This is a genomic window from Nostoc sp. (assembly GCF_036917535.1).
Taxonomy (GTDB): domain Bacteria; phylum Cyanobacteriota; class Cyanobacteriia; order Cyanobacteriales; family Nostocaceae; genus Nostoc.
In genome coordinates, this window is the sequence record NZ_JBALDA010000035.1 from 206,771 (window position 1) to 223,883 (window position 17,113).

Below are 17,113 nucleotides of genomic sequence, written 5' to 3' on the forward strand. Positions count from 1 at the left end.
TTTCTTCCAAGTGATTCGGTCGCAAACCAACGGTAAACAAAGTATATGGAACAAGGTTATTCAGAGAAGGCATACCGTTGGAATCGGGAAAAATACTCTAGCAATCGGCGTTTTGTGGACATTTGGTCTTTTGTTCTGACCTTATTGTTCAAACTTTGGTTATACAACAAATCTTGGAGTTATCCAGGTGGTGTGACTGATGTAAAGCAAGCTGCAAGACGCAAAACCCAAGCATTTTGGATTCGCAATACTCTACTGGATTTAGGGCCAACCTTCATCAAAGTTGGGCAACTGTTTTCTACCCGTGCTGATATATTCCCTGGTGAATATGTAGAAGAACTAGCCAAGTTACAAGATAAAGTACCCGCATTTAGTTATGAGCAAGTAGAAGCGATCATTGAGAAAGAACTAGGCAAGAAAATTCCTGAACTCTTCCATAATTTTGAACCTATTCCCTTAGCTGCTGCTAGCTTAGGGCAAGTACACAAAGCTGTGCTACATACTGGGGAATCGGTTGTTGTCAAGGTGCAACGTCCTGGACTAAAGAAATTATTTGAAATAGATTTACAGATTCTCAAAGGAATTACCCGCTACTTTCAAAGCCATCCCAAATGGGGACGAGGGCGAGATTGGTTGGGTATTTACGAAGAATGTTGTCGCATTCTTTGGGAAGAAATTGATTATCTTAACGAAGGTCGTAACGCCGATACTTTTCGCCGGAACTTTCGCGGCTACGATTGGGTGAACGTCCCCAGAATATACTGGCGTTACACTACTTCCAGAGTGCTGACTTTAGAATATCTCCCTGGAATTAAAATTAGTCAATACGAAGCTTTAGAAGCAGCAGGTTTAGATCGAAAGGCGATTGCTCGTCAAGGCGCTCAAGCCTACTTACTACAATTACTCAATAGTGGCTTTTTCCACGCCGATCCTCACCCAGGCAATATTGCTGTAAGTGCAAATGGTGCTTTAATATTCTACGATTTCGGCATGATGGGGCGGATTAAATCTAACATCCGCGAAGGATTGATGGAAACACTGTTTGGCATTGCCGAAAAAAATGGCGATCGCGTTGTGCAATCTCTGATAAATTTAGGTGTGATCGCCCCAACTGATGATATGGGCCCAGTGCGGCGTTCCGTCCAGTATATGCTGGATCATTTCATGGATAAGCCTTTTGAGAACCAATCAGTTGCAGCAATCAGTGACGACCTTTACGAAATAGCTTATAATCAACCATTTAGATTTCCAGCAACTTTCACTTTCGTGATGCGAGCCTTTTCTACTCTAGAAGGGGTAGGCAAAGGCTTAGATCCAGAGTTTAACTTTATGGAAGTTGCCAAACCGTATGCAATGCAACTTATGACCGATATGAATGGTTCTGAGGGGAATAGCTTTCTTAACGAATTAAGTCGCCAAGCAGCTCAGGTCAGTAGTACCGCCTTTAGTCTGCCACGTAGATTAGAGGATACACTAGAAAAACTAGAGCAGGGAGATATGCGTTTGCGAGTTCGGTCTATAGAAACCGAACGCCTGCTGCGGCGACAGAGCAGTATTCAGCTCTCAATAAGCTATGCTCTTTTAATCAGCGGTTTCACACTTTCAGCTACTATTTTAGTGGTTAAGGATTATGTATGGTTGGCACTGCTGCCTGGTTTAATTGCAGCGGCGCTTTCAGCGATCCTGATCCGATTACTTTTACGCCTCGACCGTTACGATCGTATGTATTAATTGTTGCAAAAAAATTATGAAACTTAATTTCACGGGTTTTAGTGATCCGGGACTTATTCGTTCTAATAATCAGGATGCCTACTATATCGACCCAGAAGGGCGATTTTTCGTTGTTGCTGATGGTATGGGTGGTCATGCCGGAGGTGAGGAGGCAAGTCGGATTGCCACTGGAGAAATTCAGGCGTATTTGGTAGCAAATTGGGAAACTTCTAAGTCTTCTCAAGAATTGCTAGAGCAAGCTTTGTGGGGAGCCAACGAAGCGATTTTGCAGGACCAGCAAAATCATCCCGAACGCGCCGATATGGGGACAACAGTTGTAGCAGTGATTTTTCGTTCTCCAGAGTCGCCTTGGTGCGCTCATGTTGGCGATTCGCGGCTGTATCGCTTCCGAGAGTCGCACCTAGAACAAGTAACGGAAGACCACACTTGGGTAGCACGAGCAATCAAAATCGGTGACATCACCTTAGATGAAGCACGATTACATCCTTTTCGCCATGTATTATCGCGCTGTTTGGGGCGCGAAGATTTGCATCAAATTGATGTGCAACCACTAGATGTAAAAATTGGCGATCGCTTACTGTTATGTAGTGATGGTCTTACAGAAGAACTTGTCGAGCAGAAGATTGCTAACTGCCTTAAAGATAGTCCTTGGCTTGATAAAGCTGCTATCTCTCTGGTTGAGGCTGCTAAAGAGCATGGAGGGCATGATAATATCACAGTTGTCATCATCTCACTCGAAGAAAATAGTCATTAGTCATTGGTCGATGCTTAGTAACTTTAAACAAATGACATAGACGCGCCAGCGGCTACTCTTCTCCTGACGGAGACGCTGCGCGAACGAGAAAGCCAAGGGTGAATCCGCAGGGTAGGACAAAGGACAAATGACAAATTTGGTAAATATACTCAGTAATTTGTTCAGCGTGAGCATTTTTCCTTTTTACAATTTGATACAAATATTTTTAGCCTCTAAAATCACCCAAAGAGGCTAAATTTGTATAAATTGGTAAATTGACATCTTGCACGTAATAAGGTAGAGCGACTATAATTCACGCTTATTACCATTAATTCCCCAACCTCCTTAAAATCTCCGCCCTCCGAAGCTTTCTCCACGCCTGGGGAGACAGCATCTTAGGCTTTTTAAATACAAAGACTAAGACGGGTTTTACATAGCAGCAGATATTCTCTTTAAAGAAGATTTGTGCAAAGTAGGAGGGAATTAGGGAGGTAGTTATACCTATCTAAGACCAAATAGAGCTTATTTTCCGGAATATGGTTCGGCTGACTTGGGTGGTATATCAGTAGGATTAGGTGCAAGATATCAGAGCAGAAAAAGTCCACACTTTGGACGTGGGCAATCTGTCAAACAATTGTTATCTTTCGTAATACGGAGGAACAAATGTTGGACAGATATGAGTCCAAATATTATCCCATTTGGACTTCTGTGAGCGATATCACCTTTACACTTTGTTTTTTCGGAGTTAATTTATGAATCAACCAATGAAACTATCCTTGGAACAGCAATTCAGTATTTGCTCATTTGCTACTCAGGTGCAGAATATGAGCCACGATCAAGCTAAAGATTTTTTAGTCAAGCTCTATGAGCAAATGGTCGTGCGCGAGGCAACTTATCAAGAGCTTCTTAAGCATCAGTGGGGCTTAGATTCCGGTTCCACTATGGCATAGAGTCGTTCTAATGTCGCAGTGGGCGACCTCCTTCTCTTGCTTGGTTCCAAGGAGGAAAAGAGCTGGGGATGTCGGGGCGTCAACTTCGATAAATAATTCCACAAGATGGCGCAAAAGCTCAATTCACGAAATTAACGAAGAATGAGTAAACATTGTTTACGGCATATATGCTGAAATCTAGACTAACTTAAGCATTGCAGGCTAAATATGTTGTTTGCTTTAGCCAAACTTTTTGTTATTTCGTCTAATAGGAGAATCACACCTGCATAAATTGACAATCCACTGGAATATTTGCTCAGGAAGATTCAGAGATAATTTGGATACCACTGCTTTAGTAGCTAAATGATTTCACTCTTTATACATATAACTAGAACTTACATGTTTATATATACTTTGTTTATAAAACGTTACATTCTCAGAGCTACCACCTTTTAGTTCCATATAAAACACGTAACATTAAAAAATTATGCCTAGCTGGAAAGATCGTATGGAGAATCTGTATCAATACTTTCCAGTTTTGTTATAATTTGGGGCTTAATCTTTTCGTACTCCTTTTTAAGCAAACTTTTACTCGTTTGCGGGTCAGCAGAGGACATCAACGTATTGCTGATTGCGACCCACTCTTGCAGTCGTTGGCGCTGTGCAGAAGCAACGCTGGAAAGTAAGATGTGGGTACAGGCATTTGGTGCTTCTCGTGCAAAGAATAACAGACGGTAGTAACCTGTATGTTGTAGTAACCGGGCAATTTCTTGACCAAGGTTAGTTTTGAGATCGAGGTAATAAGGCAACCATTTAGCGCCATGCCTGCGATTGTAGATGACAGTAATCCATAGCAGCATGGGATGAGGGATAGAGATGAACAGAAATTGATTATAGCGGGTACAGAGTAAGCGTTTTTGAATTTCCTCTTGCGGTAGCATCACCCACAAAGCTGGTAAAACGTCCCCATTGATATGAATAGGCTGGGGAAACACAATATCGGCAATTGGTTTATTTTGGGGCCAGAAAATAGCACGAGCAATTTCATCGTTTGACCAAGATACCCACAAATCGGCTTTGGTCTTTTGTTCAAGCTCAGTACTAGCTGTAGTAGTAGGAACTAGGGCAAGGTCAGCTTGCTTAATTTTGCGTGTATGCTCAAGCTTTTCTAAAGATGCTAAAACTCTGAGGATTTCAGTAATACTTTGGGGGCGATCGCGTGCTACTTTAGCTAGACAACTCATCACTAAATTTTCGATTTCTTTTGGTAGTTCTAATCCCGGAGCAACCTCAGCAAAAGAACGTGGTTTTTGATAGTGATGTGTTTTATACCACGCACCAAAAGAGTGAGTTGGTGCTACCAGTGGCATTTTGCCTGTGAGCATCTCAAACATCATGACGCCCAAACTATAAATATCAGCACGGTTGTCTAATTCCTTACCCTCCATCTGTTCGGGAGAAGAATAAGCCAACGTCCCCAAATAAAATTTTGTATGGTCGCCATCTGACTGTAATAACTTAGCAATACCAAAATCTAGAACCTTGACCAATTCTCCAAAACTGGGATCTTGAATCACCAGCATATTGCTTGGCTTAACATCACGATGGATAATTGGGTAAATAGTGCCATCAACCGGGATGCCATCATGGGCACACTGTAACCCCAGGCTGAGTTGACGCGCCATACTGAGGAATCTTGGTAAAGGTAATCGTTGCTTGCGAATAATATTGTTCAGGCTTTGTCCTTGTAAGTATTCCATGACGTAGAAGGGGATGTTATTGTCATCTACGCCATAGTCCATAACTCGGACAATATGGATACTTTTTTGCCCTAGTAAAGCACAGGTTTTTGCTTCTCGCTCAAAGCGGTCTTGCAATCGCATCTTTTCATTTTGGATTGATAGAGCTAGAAACTTAACTGCAACAGGTACACCTCCCAACAATGTATCTTTAGCACGATAAACCCGACCCATTGCTCCAGTACCGATTAACTCTTGGAGTTGGTAGCGTTTGCTGAGTAAGCGACCAATGTTGGGGTCTGACATAGAAAATTCGACTCTAAAAGCAGGTTGTAAATGTTTAGGAGGACAAGTGCATTCAAACTGATATCTGATTATTGCGCCTAGAAATGACTTTTTATGCTCTTACTGCAAGACAGAAATGGAAGTCAAAAGGCAAAAAGCTTATAAGCTAGGCTTTTGTGTGATTTCCAATAGTTGGTCGTCTTGCAAAGTCTGAGCGGCGGGAACCGCCGCTCAGACTTTGCGCTATTTACGCGGTGCTATACTAGCTTTTTCAGTCCTCTTTCAGAAAATTGAAACCACGATCTGACCGTTTGCAACCAAGACGGTTATTGCAACTGGTGCAACATACCAAATTAAACAAGCATAAAGAGTAGATTTATAATGACGCTTTGTACCATTTTGCACTTTAATTGTGGTGTATTTTTAGTTTGCCCAATTTTGACTAATGCGCTATCACTCTTGGTGTCTCCCCAACTCTTGAAGACGTTGCTTTGTGTTGGGAGAAGACGGCACTAGTGCAGGCTACATGAAACTTGACTTGCCTTTGCAAGTTAACTAACCTTTAAATTGGCATTAGTCCACGGAGATAGACTTGAGTTTGTGTAATAGCGAATTATATTCGCCCAATACTTTTAAAACATTTTCTGATTATCTAACAATATTTTTAACATTCAAGCTCATTATTACTATGTAAGGATGCATTATTTATTGATAAAACTGTAATAGCCTGAGAGGGAGTTTTTCGTTTTCTCTGTTTGTTAGGATACATATCAAAACTTGATTTATTATTCATCACATAGTATTGAATTCGACGCTCTACGATCCCAGGAAATCGGGACATAAAATCATAAAAGAAGCCCGGATTTTTCTTGATTTCTGTGAATGCTGTTAACAATTTTCCTTGTTTTATAGGTTCTACAATTTGAAAATAAGCTAAATTTTTCTTAAAGACTGAAAGATTATAAGATAAAGCACGCATTAGAGCAGGATTTTTTTTTACAACCTCTTGTTGCATGAAATATTTAGCAGCTTTGCAAGATTGATTTAGACGTGGTAATCGGCTTTGATATACAAGAGAACCAGGGCGTGAACGGTAGAAATAATAGGGTTTTGGTTCAAGAAAAAACCTAGCTCCTTTAATTAAGCATTTCATATCAAGCCAAAAATCTTGACCCATCCTGATTTCTTCATCGTACTCAATGCCATGCTTAACCAGAAATTCTCGTTTGAATAGAGGCTTGCTTAAACCAAGATGCAACCCTGGTTGTCCATGGATATCAGTTTCTACAAAATAAACAATATCAATTTTGATAATTTTATCTATAAAGATTCCACTTTCTTGAATCAATGTACTCCAAGGAGATGTTTCACCATCTTTGATAAGATAAACATCATCAGCAATCATGTCTGCATTTATTTTATTTGCCAAAGACACAAGCTTTTCCAATCTTTCAGGAGCATACCAATCATCTGAATCAAGTACAGCAATCCATTCTCCTCGGGCTGCTCTAAAGGCGCGATTACGTGCAGCCGCTGCTCCAAGATTTTGCTGATTAACTATTACTTGGAGACGTTGATCCGTGAAACTTTTAGCAACTTCTACAGTTTTATCACTTGAGCCATCATCAACTATGATAACTTCAATGTCAGTGAGTGTTTGCTCTAAGGCTGACTCTATTGCCTTCCCAATATAAGTTTCAGTATTGTAAGCAGGGATAATAACGGAGACTTTAGGATTCACAAAACTTAACTCCTGACTATACGGTTAGGTAAATGCTAAAACCCTGACCATAATTTGATCGTTTCTTTTTTACTATACAACTCAGTAGGTCGGTAAGAATAAACGATGAGTGGTCAAAGTTAGGCAGGAGATATTAGGCATTGGGAAACCAGTGCGTTACCAAAGTTTTTTGAACGGCGGTTTTTGGCTTAGAAGAACAGCAAAGCGGTGGTTAACTCGCTGCCTTTAAGCTGACTGACGCTCTAAGCTAGCTTCCATTGTGTTAGTTAAAAAATGACCAGCTAAGATACCGCTACTGAGGTAATATTTATCTTGCGAAATCCGGTGTAGGGTTTCAAAGCCACTACGACGCTGACGATCGCCTAGTACCCAGTAACGCTGTACGATAGTATCCAGACCAATCCAGCCTTCGCCTTCAACCTGCCCTAAAATATTATGTTGTAGTAAAAAAGTATATTGACGCTCTCCATCATCCAACCGCCCCTTATATTGCAGAGAGATTTCAGAGCGATCGCTACCTGGGAATATCAGTTTTGTGGCCATAGTGAACCAGTTATCTCGATTCCAAGCCACCAAGGTCATACCCTTGACGCTAATTGGCATACCATTGCGTTCCAGCCAATTTCCTTCCATTGCCCAGCGTCCTGGTTCCAATAAAAAAGTATGAGCCACCTTTTATTCCCTGTCTTGCTCGAGTGCCGCCAAGACTATAGTTATAGCAGTGCTAAGTTGCCAGTGCTCAGTTGCGAGTGAAGAATCAAAAAATTTTTATTTTGTTTATTGTTCTTGACTCAGAATTGACCTTGGTGAATTTCTCCCAAAAGTACTTCTTGAGGTGCACCTGTAGCAGTGGGTAGGTTGCCAGGAATATCCAAATGTCGCCAGTAGGCTAAAACTGCAAAAGCGATCGCTTCTTTAAAATCTGCACTCAAGCCGACTTCATCTGTAGTCCAGACTGGTATTGATCCCAACAATAACTGTAATTTTTGTTTCAAATAGAGATTGCGACTACCACCACCACATAATAGTACCCGTTGTGGCATTTCTGGCAAATAAGTGCGGTAACTATAAAAAATTGAAGCAGCTGTAAGTTCTGTGAGAGTTGCCAGAATGTCAGCAGGATTGAGTTGGTATGCTTGAGCATCTTTTAAACACTGATGTAGGTAAGTCACACCAAATAACTCGCGTCCTGTCGATTTTGGTGGCGGTAGATGAAAGTAGTCTTGGTTAAGCCATTGTTCTACTAATGGATGGCAAGGAGTACCACTCGCTGCCCAATTGCCATCCTCATCATAAGTTTTAGCACCAGCGCTTAAATGCTCCACCGCTAGATCCAACAGACTATTTCCTGGGCCAGTATCCCAAGCGCGAATTTTTGAGAGCCAGTCTCCATGCCGAGGCGGAATATAAGCAACATTGCCAATACCACCAATGTTTTGAATACAACGCCCCTCCTGGGGATGACTGAGTAAATAAGCATCTACTCTGGGCACGAGAGGCGCACCATGACCACCTATAGCAATATCAGCAACCCGGAAGTTGCTCACAGTTGCAATGTTCGTAAGATGGGCAATTAATGCACCGCGTCCCAGTTGGAGACTATAACCCAAAGAAGTACCCAGTGCTGTTAGCGGATAGCTAGGGTTTAGCCCATGAGTAGTGAGCATTTCCCTCCTGCTCCCCTGCTCCCCTGCTCCCTCTTTAGGTGGTCGATGATAAACCGTCTGACCGTGGGAGCCAATGAGAGTGGCTGGCTGATGACCAATTTGAATATTTTGGGCGGCTTGGGCAAAGACTTGAGCGATCGCATCATCTATTTCTGCTAATTCTGCCATTGAGATAGCAACGCCTGCACCAACTGCTAATATTCTTTCTCTGAGTTCGGCTGGATAAGGATATGTTGCCCCGGCTAGCAACTCAACTTTGAGATCCAATTCTGTGCCGGAAATGTCTACCAACACAGCGTCTATGCCATCTACAGATGTGCCACTAATTAAACCGATAACGCGAGTAGGGACAGCAGCTTTTTCAGTTGGATGCATAGATTCAAGATTCTTTTGTTGCAAGAGGTAGTCTAATTCATGTTACTACTCATGTTAAAAAAACTCAGGTGGCATAGTTGACTGGAGAAAGACGAGTAGACAGAGCAACGGAAGAAGATCAAAAGCAATAGCAATGACTACGAATCTATTTCTATTTATCAGCACAGAGAATCTCAAACAGTCTTGTCCGTTGTCTTTATTAGTTCTTAATCAAAACAACATCCGAAAATACAAATTCTTAATATATATGTTCTCACTTTACAACTTTTTTCTTTTCAGATAAAGAACAGATATTCTATCCCCTGTTTTGGCAAGTGAAACTACTTATTTATGTTCGATAATCAAGCAAGTATTTTCTCAAATCTAGCAATTTTTCAGTAAATACAAATGCAGTATTTTCATCCTATTCTTCCTGATAGAAGACGTTACATAATGAACTCAAATCGCACAGCGAATTTTTCAACAATTAAAAATACAAAATCTCAAAAGTATGTCTATTACAAAAATTGCTTGTATCGCTGCTCTATCTTTATCTGCAATCTCCTCATTTATTTATGCAGGTTCTGCCCAGGCTATTTCCTTTAAAGTAACTACTGGTATTGCAGCCCCTGATGGAAAAACTGACAAAGGTGCTTTTTCTGAGTTTACTCAGCTTCCCGGTACGAAAACTATTGACTTCAATAATGGTCAAGCACCAACCACTGGTTTCGCTAAGTACTCATTTGAGAATAACAGTGGAATCAGCAGTGTTAAGTTAGATCAATGGGCACCTGCTGGGGCAAAAGGTGAAGTCAATAATAATGGTAACTATTTGGCAGTTTTCAACGGCGATAAAGTTACAATTAACCTTGCAAGTTCCCTCAATTATTTCGGTATTGACTGGGGAGCTATCAGTTCTGGTAACGTTTTTTCCTTCTACAATGGCGATAATCTGATCAAATCATTTACAACTGAGGATGTGAACCCAGTTGCTCCAATTCATGCGTCACAGCATGGCGGTGAAGGAAATGGCTACCTTCACTTCTACTCAGATAGTAAGAAGGATATTTTCAACAAGATTGTCATTACCCAAGCAGGTGGTGGTGGATTTGAAAGTGACAACCATTCTTTCCATCAAGGAACTGACAGATTTACAGGTTTTGACCCCAAGTCCGTTCCTGAGCCTAGTGTTACCTTAGGTATGCTGGCTGTAGGTGGTATGTTTCTACGCAAACGCAAGAACGAGAAGTTGCAAAGTGTAAGGCAATCTTATTAAAGTCAATCTTAGCTCAGTAAAATTTTCCTGATTTTCTCTACACTCTAACCTTAGCCTGTATAAGGATTTCAAAACTAAGTTAACATTAAATATAAATTAGGGTGAGCTTACTTAGGTAAACTCGCCCTAATCCTTTTGCTATTTACGATCGGGCCTTCTTCTACGATCAATACTACGCATAGCAAGCTTGAGAAAAACTTTTTTCTATACTCAATAACTGCTTAGAGCTTAACCGAACTGGATTAAGAGTAAACTATAATTTTGACTTCTAACTCCGAAATCGCCTTATAGGTTGTTGCATGAATAAAATATACATGGATTAGTTTAGATATAATAATGACTCATTCTTTGTTGTCCTAACTGGAGAAATTAATGGGTCGCGCCAAAAAGGTTGTCCTGGCATATTCTGGCGGAGTGGATACCTCAGTTTGCATCCCCTACCTCAAACAGGAGTGGGGTGTGGAAGAGGTGATTACCCTTGCAGCAGATTTAGGTCAGGGAGATGAATTAGAGCCAATCAGAGAAAAAGCTCTGAAATCGGGTGCAAGTGAATCCCTAGTGGCGGATGTCAAAGCCAGCTTTGTTAAAGATTACGCCTTTGGAGCGATTCAAGCCAACGCCCTTTATGAAAATCGTTATCCTCTAGGAACCGCGCTGGCTCGTCCACTGATTGCCAAAATATTAGTAGAAACAGCCGAAAAATATGGTGCTGATGCGATCGCTCACGGTTGCACTGGCAAAGGCAACGATCAGGTTCGCTTTGATGTCTCTGTAACCGCCTTAAACCCCAACTTGAAGATCCTTGCACCAGCCAGAGAATGGGGGATGAGTCGTGAGGAAACGATCGCTTATGGGGAAAAGTTTGGTATTCCCTCACCAGTCAAAAAATCTTCTCCCTATAGTATTGACAAGAATTTGCTCGGTCGTAGCATTGAAGCTGGTTTACTCGAAGATCCGTCATTTGAGCCACCAGAAGAAATTTATGAGATGACCAAAGCGATCGCTCACACACCTAACGAGCCAGAGTACATCGAAATTGGTTTCCACGGTGGTATTCCCACAACCTTCAATGGTATAGCCAAAAAGCCAGTTGAGCTAATTGAAGAACTCAATCAGGCGGTAGGAAATCATGGCATCGGACGGATCGATATGATTGAAAACCGTCTGGTGGGGATCAAATCGCGGGAAATCTACGAATCACCCGCGATGTTGGTGCTAATTCAGGCACATAGGGATTTAGAAAGCTTGAATTTAACGGCAGATGTTACCCATTACAAGCGTGGGATTGAAGAAACTTACAGCCAAATTGTTTACAACGGTTTGTGGTACAGTCCACTGAAAGTTGCACTTGATGCTTTTATTCAAAAAACACAAGAGCAAGTTTCTGGAACTGTGCGAGTGAAGTTGTTCAAGGGCAACTCTACAATAGTTGGGCGTTCTAGCGATAATTCTCTCTATACTCCCGATTTGGCAACCTACGGAGCCGAAGACAAATTTGATCACAAAGCCGCTGAAGGCTTTATCTACGTTTGGGGACTACCGACTCGCATTTGGTCAAAGCAGATTAGGGGTTAGAAGTAGAGACGCGATTAATCGCGTCTGTACAGGAGTTAGGAGTTAAAAAAGCAAAAAACTAAAGTAAAAGTTAAAAAATTCACTTTTTACTTTACTCCTCACTCCTGACTGCGCTAGTTTTTATGCTTAACTTACTCTTCTGCTGCACCTTTAACCTGGCGAGACTCCAGCCACAGGGGCACAAAAATTAAGGCAGCGAGGATTAATAACGCTGCGATCGCAAATTGACTCACCCAAGCAACCAATTGTTCTAAAGAGACAATTTTGCCAGCAAAAAAAGCTAACGTCACCATCAAACTAGCCCAAGCAACTGCTCCTAACAAGTTGTATAAAAAGAATTTTCCAAAGGGCATTTCAGCTATACCAGCTAGTGGTGCAGCAAAAATTCGTAACAATGCCAAAAAACGTCCAAAAAACACTGCTTTAGCAGCATTTTGACTAAATTGATCTTTAATACTCAGCAGCCGCACTTCAGAAATCCGAAATATGCCACTAAGTTTTACCAGAAAAGCCCAACCGCTAACTCTACCAATCCAATAGCCACAAGTACCACCAATGACAGCACCCATGATTGCGTCACCGAGAACCAGCCAGAAATTTAGTTCATCGCTGCCAGCTAAAAACCCGCCTACTAAGGTCACGGTTTCACCAGGAAGGGGAATGCCTAAATTTTCTAGCAAAATTCCGAAAAAAATCGCCCAATACCCGTAATTATGAGCAACTTTCTGGATATTTTCTAGTGAAATCAGCTCTAAAGACATTCCACACCGCCGTCTTTACAAATTTTTACTTTTAATATATTTTTGCTTTTTTTTGGGTGGGGTGTCAATCAAACTAATACATAAAGTCACGTCGCTTCTCTACGAGACGCTGCGCCTAGCTTGCTTCCCCAAAGGAGTACACTTTGAATTCAAAATTCAAAATTCAAAATTCAAAATTAATAATCCCCATAAATAAATTTAGGGGCTTGTATACGAAAGCGTTTTCGGTCATTAAGTCATTAGTTTAATACTGAATAATCCATAGCTTCTAGTCTATAGTAACTGTTAAATTTTGAATATTTTTGCAATTTCTACCACATGCTCATAATTTATTGAAAAAAGATTAAAAATTTTATAGAAAATTTATAAATATCCGTTGAAATTGTGAAAATTTTGTAAAAGATACGGTTGATACCGAAATTGTTAGGCGCTTATGCCTATATTGATGAAAGTTATCACAAATTATACGACATTAATACTGAAATAATCTCTCAACTGTAAGACTGCAATTGTCCAAATATCTGGGTAAAAGAGTCATTTCACCGTTGAAAGAAAAGAAGTATTTATGTCTTTTTCAATTTTTTGTCAAGTGTTCCAATTACCCTGTTAAATTCATGGCTTTCACACAAGAACTTCAAGTGATTTTGTTTAAACCCCAAGGAAGCATAGATTTGGAAGGCGGTAAGGCTTTGAGCGAACAGATGGCTGGAGTAGTCCCTCAAGCTTATCAACTCTGGGTTCTTGACCTAGCAGAAGTTAACTTCATGGACAGTTCTGGGTTAGTTCCTTTAGTAAAAGGGTTAAAAGCTGCACGTCAGAGTGGTTGCCGCTTGGTTCTATGCAATGTACAAGCTCCTGTACGGTTGATTTTGGAACTTACCCAACTTGATACAGTGTTTGAAATTTTTCACACTTACCAAGATATTTTTACCAGCGTCAAAGATAACAGTTTGATGCTAGCAGACTAACTAATAAATCTATCTAAAGAAGGATGGCGGAGTCAAGCAGTATTTGCATTTTTTCACATTCTCTTAAGATAACAGTCTGGTGCTAGCAGGCCGATCCTCTTTCTTGTCTAGAGAAGAATGTTGAGGGAAACTCATGGCTTTGAGCTAGGTAGTATAAATTACAAGTGAATGAATCTGCTTATTGAAAGTCATCTACCTAAAGCAGTAAAGTTCAGAAATGACTAAAATTGGTCAAAGCAAATGCAACTGTTTGTGACACTCCCCAGCCTCTTAAAGACAGAGTTTTTCAAATTACTCTAAGCTAATTGTTTTATATGCGGCGTAAATAGTGAAAGGAAGCAAGAGGTAAGAAAGGCTAGAATATCAGCTTTTACGTTATTTCTAACTTTATAGTTATTTTTGCCTCGATCTACTGCTTGGATACCTCCAAGATGCTTTGGTGCACCAATTTCTTACCTCTTAGATTCCAACATAATGGTAATTTTAGGCATTCTGGGGAGCCGAAATATTAGTTTGTTCAGATGCTGGACGGGGAAAATTTGGTAAATCAATACCGCTATGACTAGCATTGCGAGTTTTTAGTGCTAAACGGTAACTCACACTTTGCAATTCTGCTTGCAGTTGGCGGTTTTCCCGTTGTAGCATTGCTACCTTTTCTCTGACTGGCGTCATCCGCTCTTCAAACTTCCGACGGTATATTTGAGGCAATTCTTGTACTACTTGCTCCAACATGCGAGTGCGATCGGTTAGTTCTTGAACTGACTGTCGCAATTGATAAATTTCGGAGTCACGAGTTGTAATTTGCTCTTGGTAGAACGTCACCTGCTGTTCCACAGCTTGGAGTTGTTCTTGTAAAGCGTGTAACTGGGTCAGATCGCGCTCAAATTCCGGCTGCTGGGGCATAAAACTAGTGTTACCCTTTACCAGCCGGAAGAGTTCTTGAGATAGTTGTTGCACTAATTGATCGCGAAGTTGCAACTCCTGGCGTAGCTGCGATACTTCCGTCAAGAGAACTTGAATATTAGGTGTATCAGATTGGCTCACAGCAGCTTAAAGCTCCCATTCAGAATCTTGTCCACTCTTAGGTATAACTGCGGGAGTACTACCTTTGGCAAGTATTTGTTAATTTAGCATTCCCAAATAAGTCACGAAAAAAGAAAAAGACAAAATTTTTTTGAATGGGATTTGGGCATAGGGCATTGGGAAGAGACAAGGAGAGAAGTCTCAAGCGCCGGAAGCCGACGCTTGGTTTAATAATTCTCCCTTGTCCCCCTTGTCCCCCTGCTTCCCTGCTTTTCCACTCCCTACTCCCTTAGACTGTTGCTGCTACTTTAGTGGGCTTTTCTTTTTCCTCTTTGGGGGGTTTTTCTTCTTCAATTTCCTGTTTGATTGTCAAATAGCGAATCACTTCTTCACTTAAGCGCATGGCACGTTCAAAGGGGGCGATCGCAGTTGCAGGCGCGCTGTAGTTTAATTGGATATAGATGCCATCCCGATGTTTTTTGATTTCGTAAGCCAGACGGCGCTTACCACGATTTTGAATTTGGATATCCTGGACGCCTTGATCGCGAAGCAAATTCTGATATTTAGTAACTGCTTGCTCTACCTGTTCCTCTCCCAGGTCAGGACGGAGGATGTACATTGTTTCGTAATTTGTAGTCATATTTTTCAGTTTCCTCATGGACAAAAGCGGCTGCTGATATCAATTTATACTTGAGTTTTATATAAAATGCCAGTATTAATCAACATCTGAAGCAACAAGGAACTATAATCTTACCAGTTTTCAATTTGAATCATTAGCCAAATCGCCAAAGTTTGGATTTTTTGGATGTCCCTAATGAAAACTAGGTTGGAAGGCAACCCCGATATTTCTTTAACAAGATTGATCGAGCTATCAGCTTCGCTAAGGGGTATCTTTTTTTAAGGGCATCTATAGCGATCGCTTTTTTGCTCAAGGCTCAATCGGTTTGCTAAACAGCTAACTGACGATTGCTACCTGCTCACAGCAACGAAAAAGCAGAAAAAAGGATATTCATCAAGGTTATGGCGCAGCGCTACGTGCGAATTCAAAATCCAGAAGGACAGATTTACTATGGGTTACTACAGCTATCCCTGAATGTACAGGTGCTAGATGCTCCACCCTGGTTACAAGGACAACCCACTGATTTAACTTTGACACCAGGAAATTACCAAATTCTGGCTCCCTGCGCTCCCTCAAAAATTGTGGCGGTTGGTAAGAATTATGCAGATCATGCAGCCGAAATGGGAACTCCAGTACCTTCTGAACCATTAATCTTTCTTAAGCCACCTACGTCAATCATTCCTTCTGAGAGGGAAATTAAGTATCCTCCCCAGTCACATAGAGTTGACTATGAAGGAGAGTTAGCTCTAGTGATTGGTGATTACGTCTTTGAATGTACGCCAGAGGTAGCCCAAACTAAAATTTGGGGCTACACCATTGCCAATGACGTAACAGCGCGGGATTTACAAAAACAGGATGGTCAATGGACGCGAGCCAAAGGTTTTGATACTTTCTGTCCTTTGGGCCCTTGGATTGTACGGGAATTAAATCCAGGAGCGAAATTGCAGACTTTTGTCAATGACGACGCTAATCCAGTTCAATCTAGCTGTATTGATCGGATGGTGTTTTCCCCCGATGTTTTAGTTTCCTACATCAGTCAGGTGATGACGCTACTACCTGGTGATTTAGTGCTTACAGGTACGCCGGAGGGTGTAAGTGCTTTGCATCCAGGCGATCGCGTCCGCGTAGAAATTGAAGGTATCGGTCGCCTGGAAAACACCGTAGCGACCCGTTAACTTCTAACGCACTTGCATATACACTGCATCGGAAATCGCTGGAATTTCTGCATAACGTCCGCTTACAGACTGGATGACTGAATATGCGACTGCTCCCACTATGCCGATAAAAATGGTTGTGGATAGGGTTTGGATGGCAAAACCACCGGAGGGAACTAGTCCCACAACATCAGTCAGGATGCTAAACAAAAAGATAATGATGTCCAAAAGGATTGCTTGCATGGTATTAAAACGAATAAAGTGACTAATTTTTTCGTTTCTTACTACCAGCAAAAATAAAGCAAAGAAAATAATCATTCCTGCATAACGCACGCCGTAGTAAATTCTCAATAATGGCAGAAGCGGTAGAAACAGTAGTTGTAGAGGTGGAAACTCTGAGAACAAATATCTACCAAATACAAAAACTTCAATTAGAGGAAGCAAATAAGGCAAGGAAGCAAAAATCCGATCTGAAACTGTTGTAGACCCGCGCCAAGACATTATGCGTTCTCCTGTCGTTAAATTTCAATAGTTACTTGAGCTTAGGATAACGCAGTT

Annotated in this window: 15 protein-coding genes; 7 read left to right on the forward strand and 8 right to left on the reverse strand. The window is 41.2% G+C overall.

Annotated elements, in window-relative coordinates; translation table 11 throughout:
- Positions 1–45: 45 nt before the first annotated feature.
- The 3 genes from V7K56_RS12145 (at position 46) to V7K56_RS12155 (ending at position 3,414) form a co-directional block, all read left to right on the forward strand.
- Entirely contained in the window at positions 46–1,731 is a 1,686-nt protein-coding gene (locus tag V7K56_RS12145) for an ABC1 kinase family protein (protein ID WP_334910710.1), read from the forward strand.
- Positions 1,732–1,747: 16 nt separating this feature from the next.
- Entirely contained in the window at positions 1,748–2,485 is a 738-nt protein-coding gene (locus V7K56_RS12150) for a Stp1/IreP family PP2C-type Ser/Thr phosphatase (protein WP_334910712.1), read from the forward strand.
- Positions 2,486–3,216: 731 nt separating this feature from the next.
- Positions 3,217–3,414: an NblA/ycf18 family protein gene (locus tag V7K56_RS12155; RefSeq protein WP_041565841.1), complete on the forward strand. Its 198-nt coding sequence runs from the start codon at positions 3,217–3,219 to the stop codon at positions 3,412–3,414.
- A 470-nt stretch (positions 3,415–3,884) separates the two neighbouring features.
- Here V7K56_RS12155 and V7K56_RS12160 read toward each other — a convergent pair whose 3' ends face one another.
- From V7K56_RS12160 to V7K56_RS12175, 4 genes are all read right to left on the reverse strand, one after another.
- Positions 3,885–5,438 carry a serine/threonine-protein kinase gene (locus tag V7K56_RS12160; protein ID WP_334910714.1) on the reverse strand — a complete coding sequence of 518 codons (1,554 nt, stop codon included), beginning with the start codon at positions 5,436–5,438 and terminating at the stop codon, positions 3,885–3,887.
- Between the two features lie 643 nt (positions 5,439–6,081).
- Positions 6,082–7,158, reverse strand: coding sequence for a glycosyltransferase family 2 protein (locus V7K56_RS12165; protein WP_334910716.1), 1,077 nt, complete (start codon positions 7,156–7,158; stop codon positions 6,082–6,084).
- 225 nt (positions 7,159–7,383) lie between these two features.
- Entirely contained in the window at positions 7,384–7,830 is a 447-nt protein-coding gene (locus V7K56_RS12170; protein ID WP_334910718.1) for a hypothetical protein, read from the reverse strand.
- 119 nt (positions 7,831–7,949) lie between these two features.
- Complete coding sequence (locus tag V7K56_RS12175; protein WP_334910720.1) at positions 7,950–9,200, reverse strand: anhydro-N-acetylmuramic acid kinase; 1,251 nt, start codon at positions 9,198–9,200, stop codon at positions 7,950–7,952.
- 490 nt (positions 9,201–9,690) lie between these two features.
- Between V7K56_RS12175 and V7K56_RS12180 the strand changes: the two genes are divergently transcribed.
- Both V7K56_RS12180 and V7K56_RS12185 read left to right on the forward strand, forming a co-directional pair.
- Positions 9,691–10,455 carry an Npun_F0296 family exosortase-dependent surface protein gene (locus tag V7K56_RS12180; RefSeq protein ID WP_334910722.1) on the forward strand — a complete coding sequence of 255 codons (765 nt, stop codon included), beginning with the start codon at positions 9,691–9,693 and terminating at the stop codon, positions 10,453–10,455.
- 372 nt (positions 10,456–10,827) lie between these two features.
- On the forward strand, positions 10,828–12,030 hold the full coding sequence (locus V7K56_RS12185) for an argininosuccinate synthase (protein WP_334910724.1): 1,203 nt from the start codon (positions 10,828–10,830) through the stop codon (positions 12,028–12,030).
- A 131-nt stretch (positions 12,031–12,161) separates the two neighbouring features.
- Here the strand turns inward: V7K56_RS12185 and V7K56_RS12190 are convergent, their stop codons facing one another.
- Positions 12,162–12,791: a DedA family protein gene (locus V7K56_RS12190; protein WP_334910726.1), complete on the reverse strand. Its 630-nt coding sequence runs from the start codon at positions 12,789–12,791 to the stop codon at positions 12,162–12,164.
- Positions 12,792–13,405: 614 nt separating this feature from the next.
- Here V7K56_RS12190 and V7K56_RS12195 point away from each other — a divergent pair.
- Positions 13,406–13,759, forward strand: a complete 354-nt coding sequence (locus V7K56_RS12195; RefSeq protein ID WP_334910728.1) for an STAS domain-containing protein — start codon at positions 13,406–13,408, stop codon at positions 13,757–13,759.
- A gap of 483 nt (positions 13,760–14,242) precedes the next feature.
- Here V7K56_RS12195 and V7K56_RS12200 read toward each other — a convergent pair whose 3' ends face one another.
- Both V7K56_RS12200 and rpsF read right to left on the reverse strand, forming a co-directional pair.
- Positions 14,243–14,803 (reverse strand): Npun_F5560 family protein, encoded by a 561-nt coding sequence (locus tag V7K56_RS12200; RefSeq protein WP_334910730.1) that lies wholly within the window; start codon positions 14,801–14,803, stop codon positions 14,243–14,245.
- Positions 14,804–15,071: 268 nt separating this feature from the next.
- Complete coding sequence (gene rpsF, locus V7K56_RS12205; protein ID WP_334910732.1) at positions 15,072–15,422, reverse strand: 30S ribosomal protein S6; 351 nt, start codon at positions 15,420–15,422, stop codon at positions 15,072–15,074.
- Positions 15,423–15,802: 380 nt separating this feature from the next.
- On the opposite strand from rpsF, the gene V7K56_RS12210 reads away from it, so the two are divergent.
- Entirely contained in the window at positions 15,803–16,576 is a 774-nt protein-coding gene (locus V7K56_RS12210) for a fumarylacetoacetate hydrolase family protein (RefSeq protein ID WP_334910734.1), read from the forward strand.
- Between the two features lie 3 nt (positions 16,577–16,579).
- Here V7K56_RS12210 and V7K56_RS12215 read toward each other — a convergent pair whose 3' ends face one another.
- Positions 16,580–17,056 (reverse strand): Tic20 family protein, encoded by a 477-nt coding sequence (locus V7K56_RS12215; RefSeq protein ID WP_334910736.1) that lies wholly within the window; start codon positions 17,054–17,056, stop codon positions 16,580–16,582.
- Between the last annotated feature and the right edge of the window lie 57 nt (positions 17,057–17,113).

Bases quoted from the DNA above. Each gene is read 5' to 3' on its own strand.
- V7K56_RS12145 (WP_334910710.1), top strand. From the start codon at position 46: ATGGAACAAGGTTATTCAGAGAAGGCATACCGTTGGAATCGGGAAAAA.
- V7K56_RS12150 (WP_334910712.1), top strand. From the start codon at position 1,748: ATGAAACTTAATTTCACGGGTTTTAGTGATCCGGGACTTATTCGTTCT.
- V7K56_RS12155 (WP_041565841.1), top strand. From the start codon at position 3,217: ATGAATCAACCAATGAAACTATCCTTGGAACAGCAATTCAGTATTTGC.
- V7K56_RS12160 (WP_334910714.1), bottom strand. From the start codon at position 5,438: ATGTCAGACCCCAACATTGGTCGCTTACTCAGCAAACGCTACCAACTC.
- V7K56_RS12175 (WP_334910720.1), bottom strand. From the start codon at position 9,200: ATGCATCCAACTGAAAAAGCTGCTGTCCCTACTCGCGTTATCGGTTTA.
- V7K56_RS12180 (WP_334910722.1), top strand. From the start codon at position 9,691: ATGTCTATTACAAAAATTGCTTGTATCGCTGCTCTATCTTTATCTGCA.
- V7K56_RS12185 (WP_334910724.1), top strand. From the start codon at position 10,828: ATGGGTCGCGCCAAAAAGGTTGTCCTGGCATATTCTGGCGGAGTGGAT.
- V7K56_RS12190 (WP_334910726.1), bottom strand. From the start codon at position 12,791: ATGTCTTTAGAGCTGATTTCACTAGAAAATATCCAGAAAGTTGCTCAT.
- V7K56_RS12195 (WP_334910728.1), top strand. From the start codon at position 13,406: ATGGCTTTCACACAAGAACTTCAAGTGATTTTGTTTAAACCCCAAGGA.
- rpsF (WP_334910732.1), bottom strand. From the start codon at position 15,422: ATGACTACAAATTACGAAACAATGTACATCCTCCGTCCTGACCTGGGA.
- V7K56_RS12210 (WP_334910734.1), top strand. From the start codon at position 15,803: ATGGCGCAGCGCTACGTGCGAATTCAAAATCCAGAAGGACAGATTTAC.
- V7K56_RS12215 (WP_334910736.1), bottom strand. From the start codon at position 17,056: ATGTCTTGGCGCGGGTCTACAACAGTTTCAGATCGGATTTTTGCTTCC.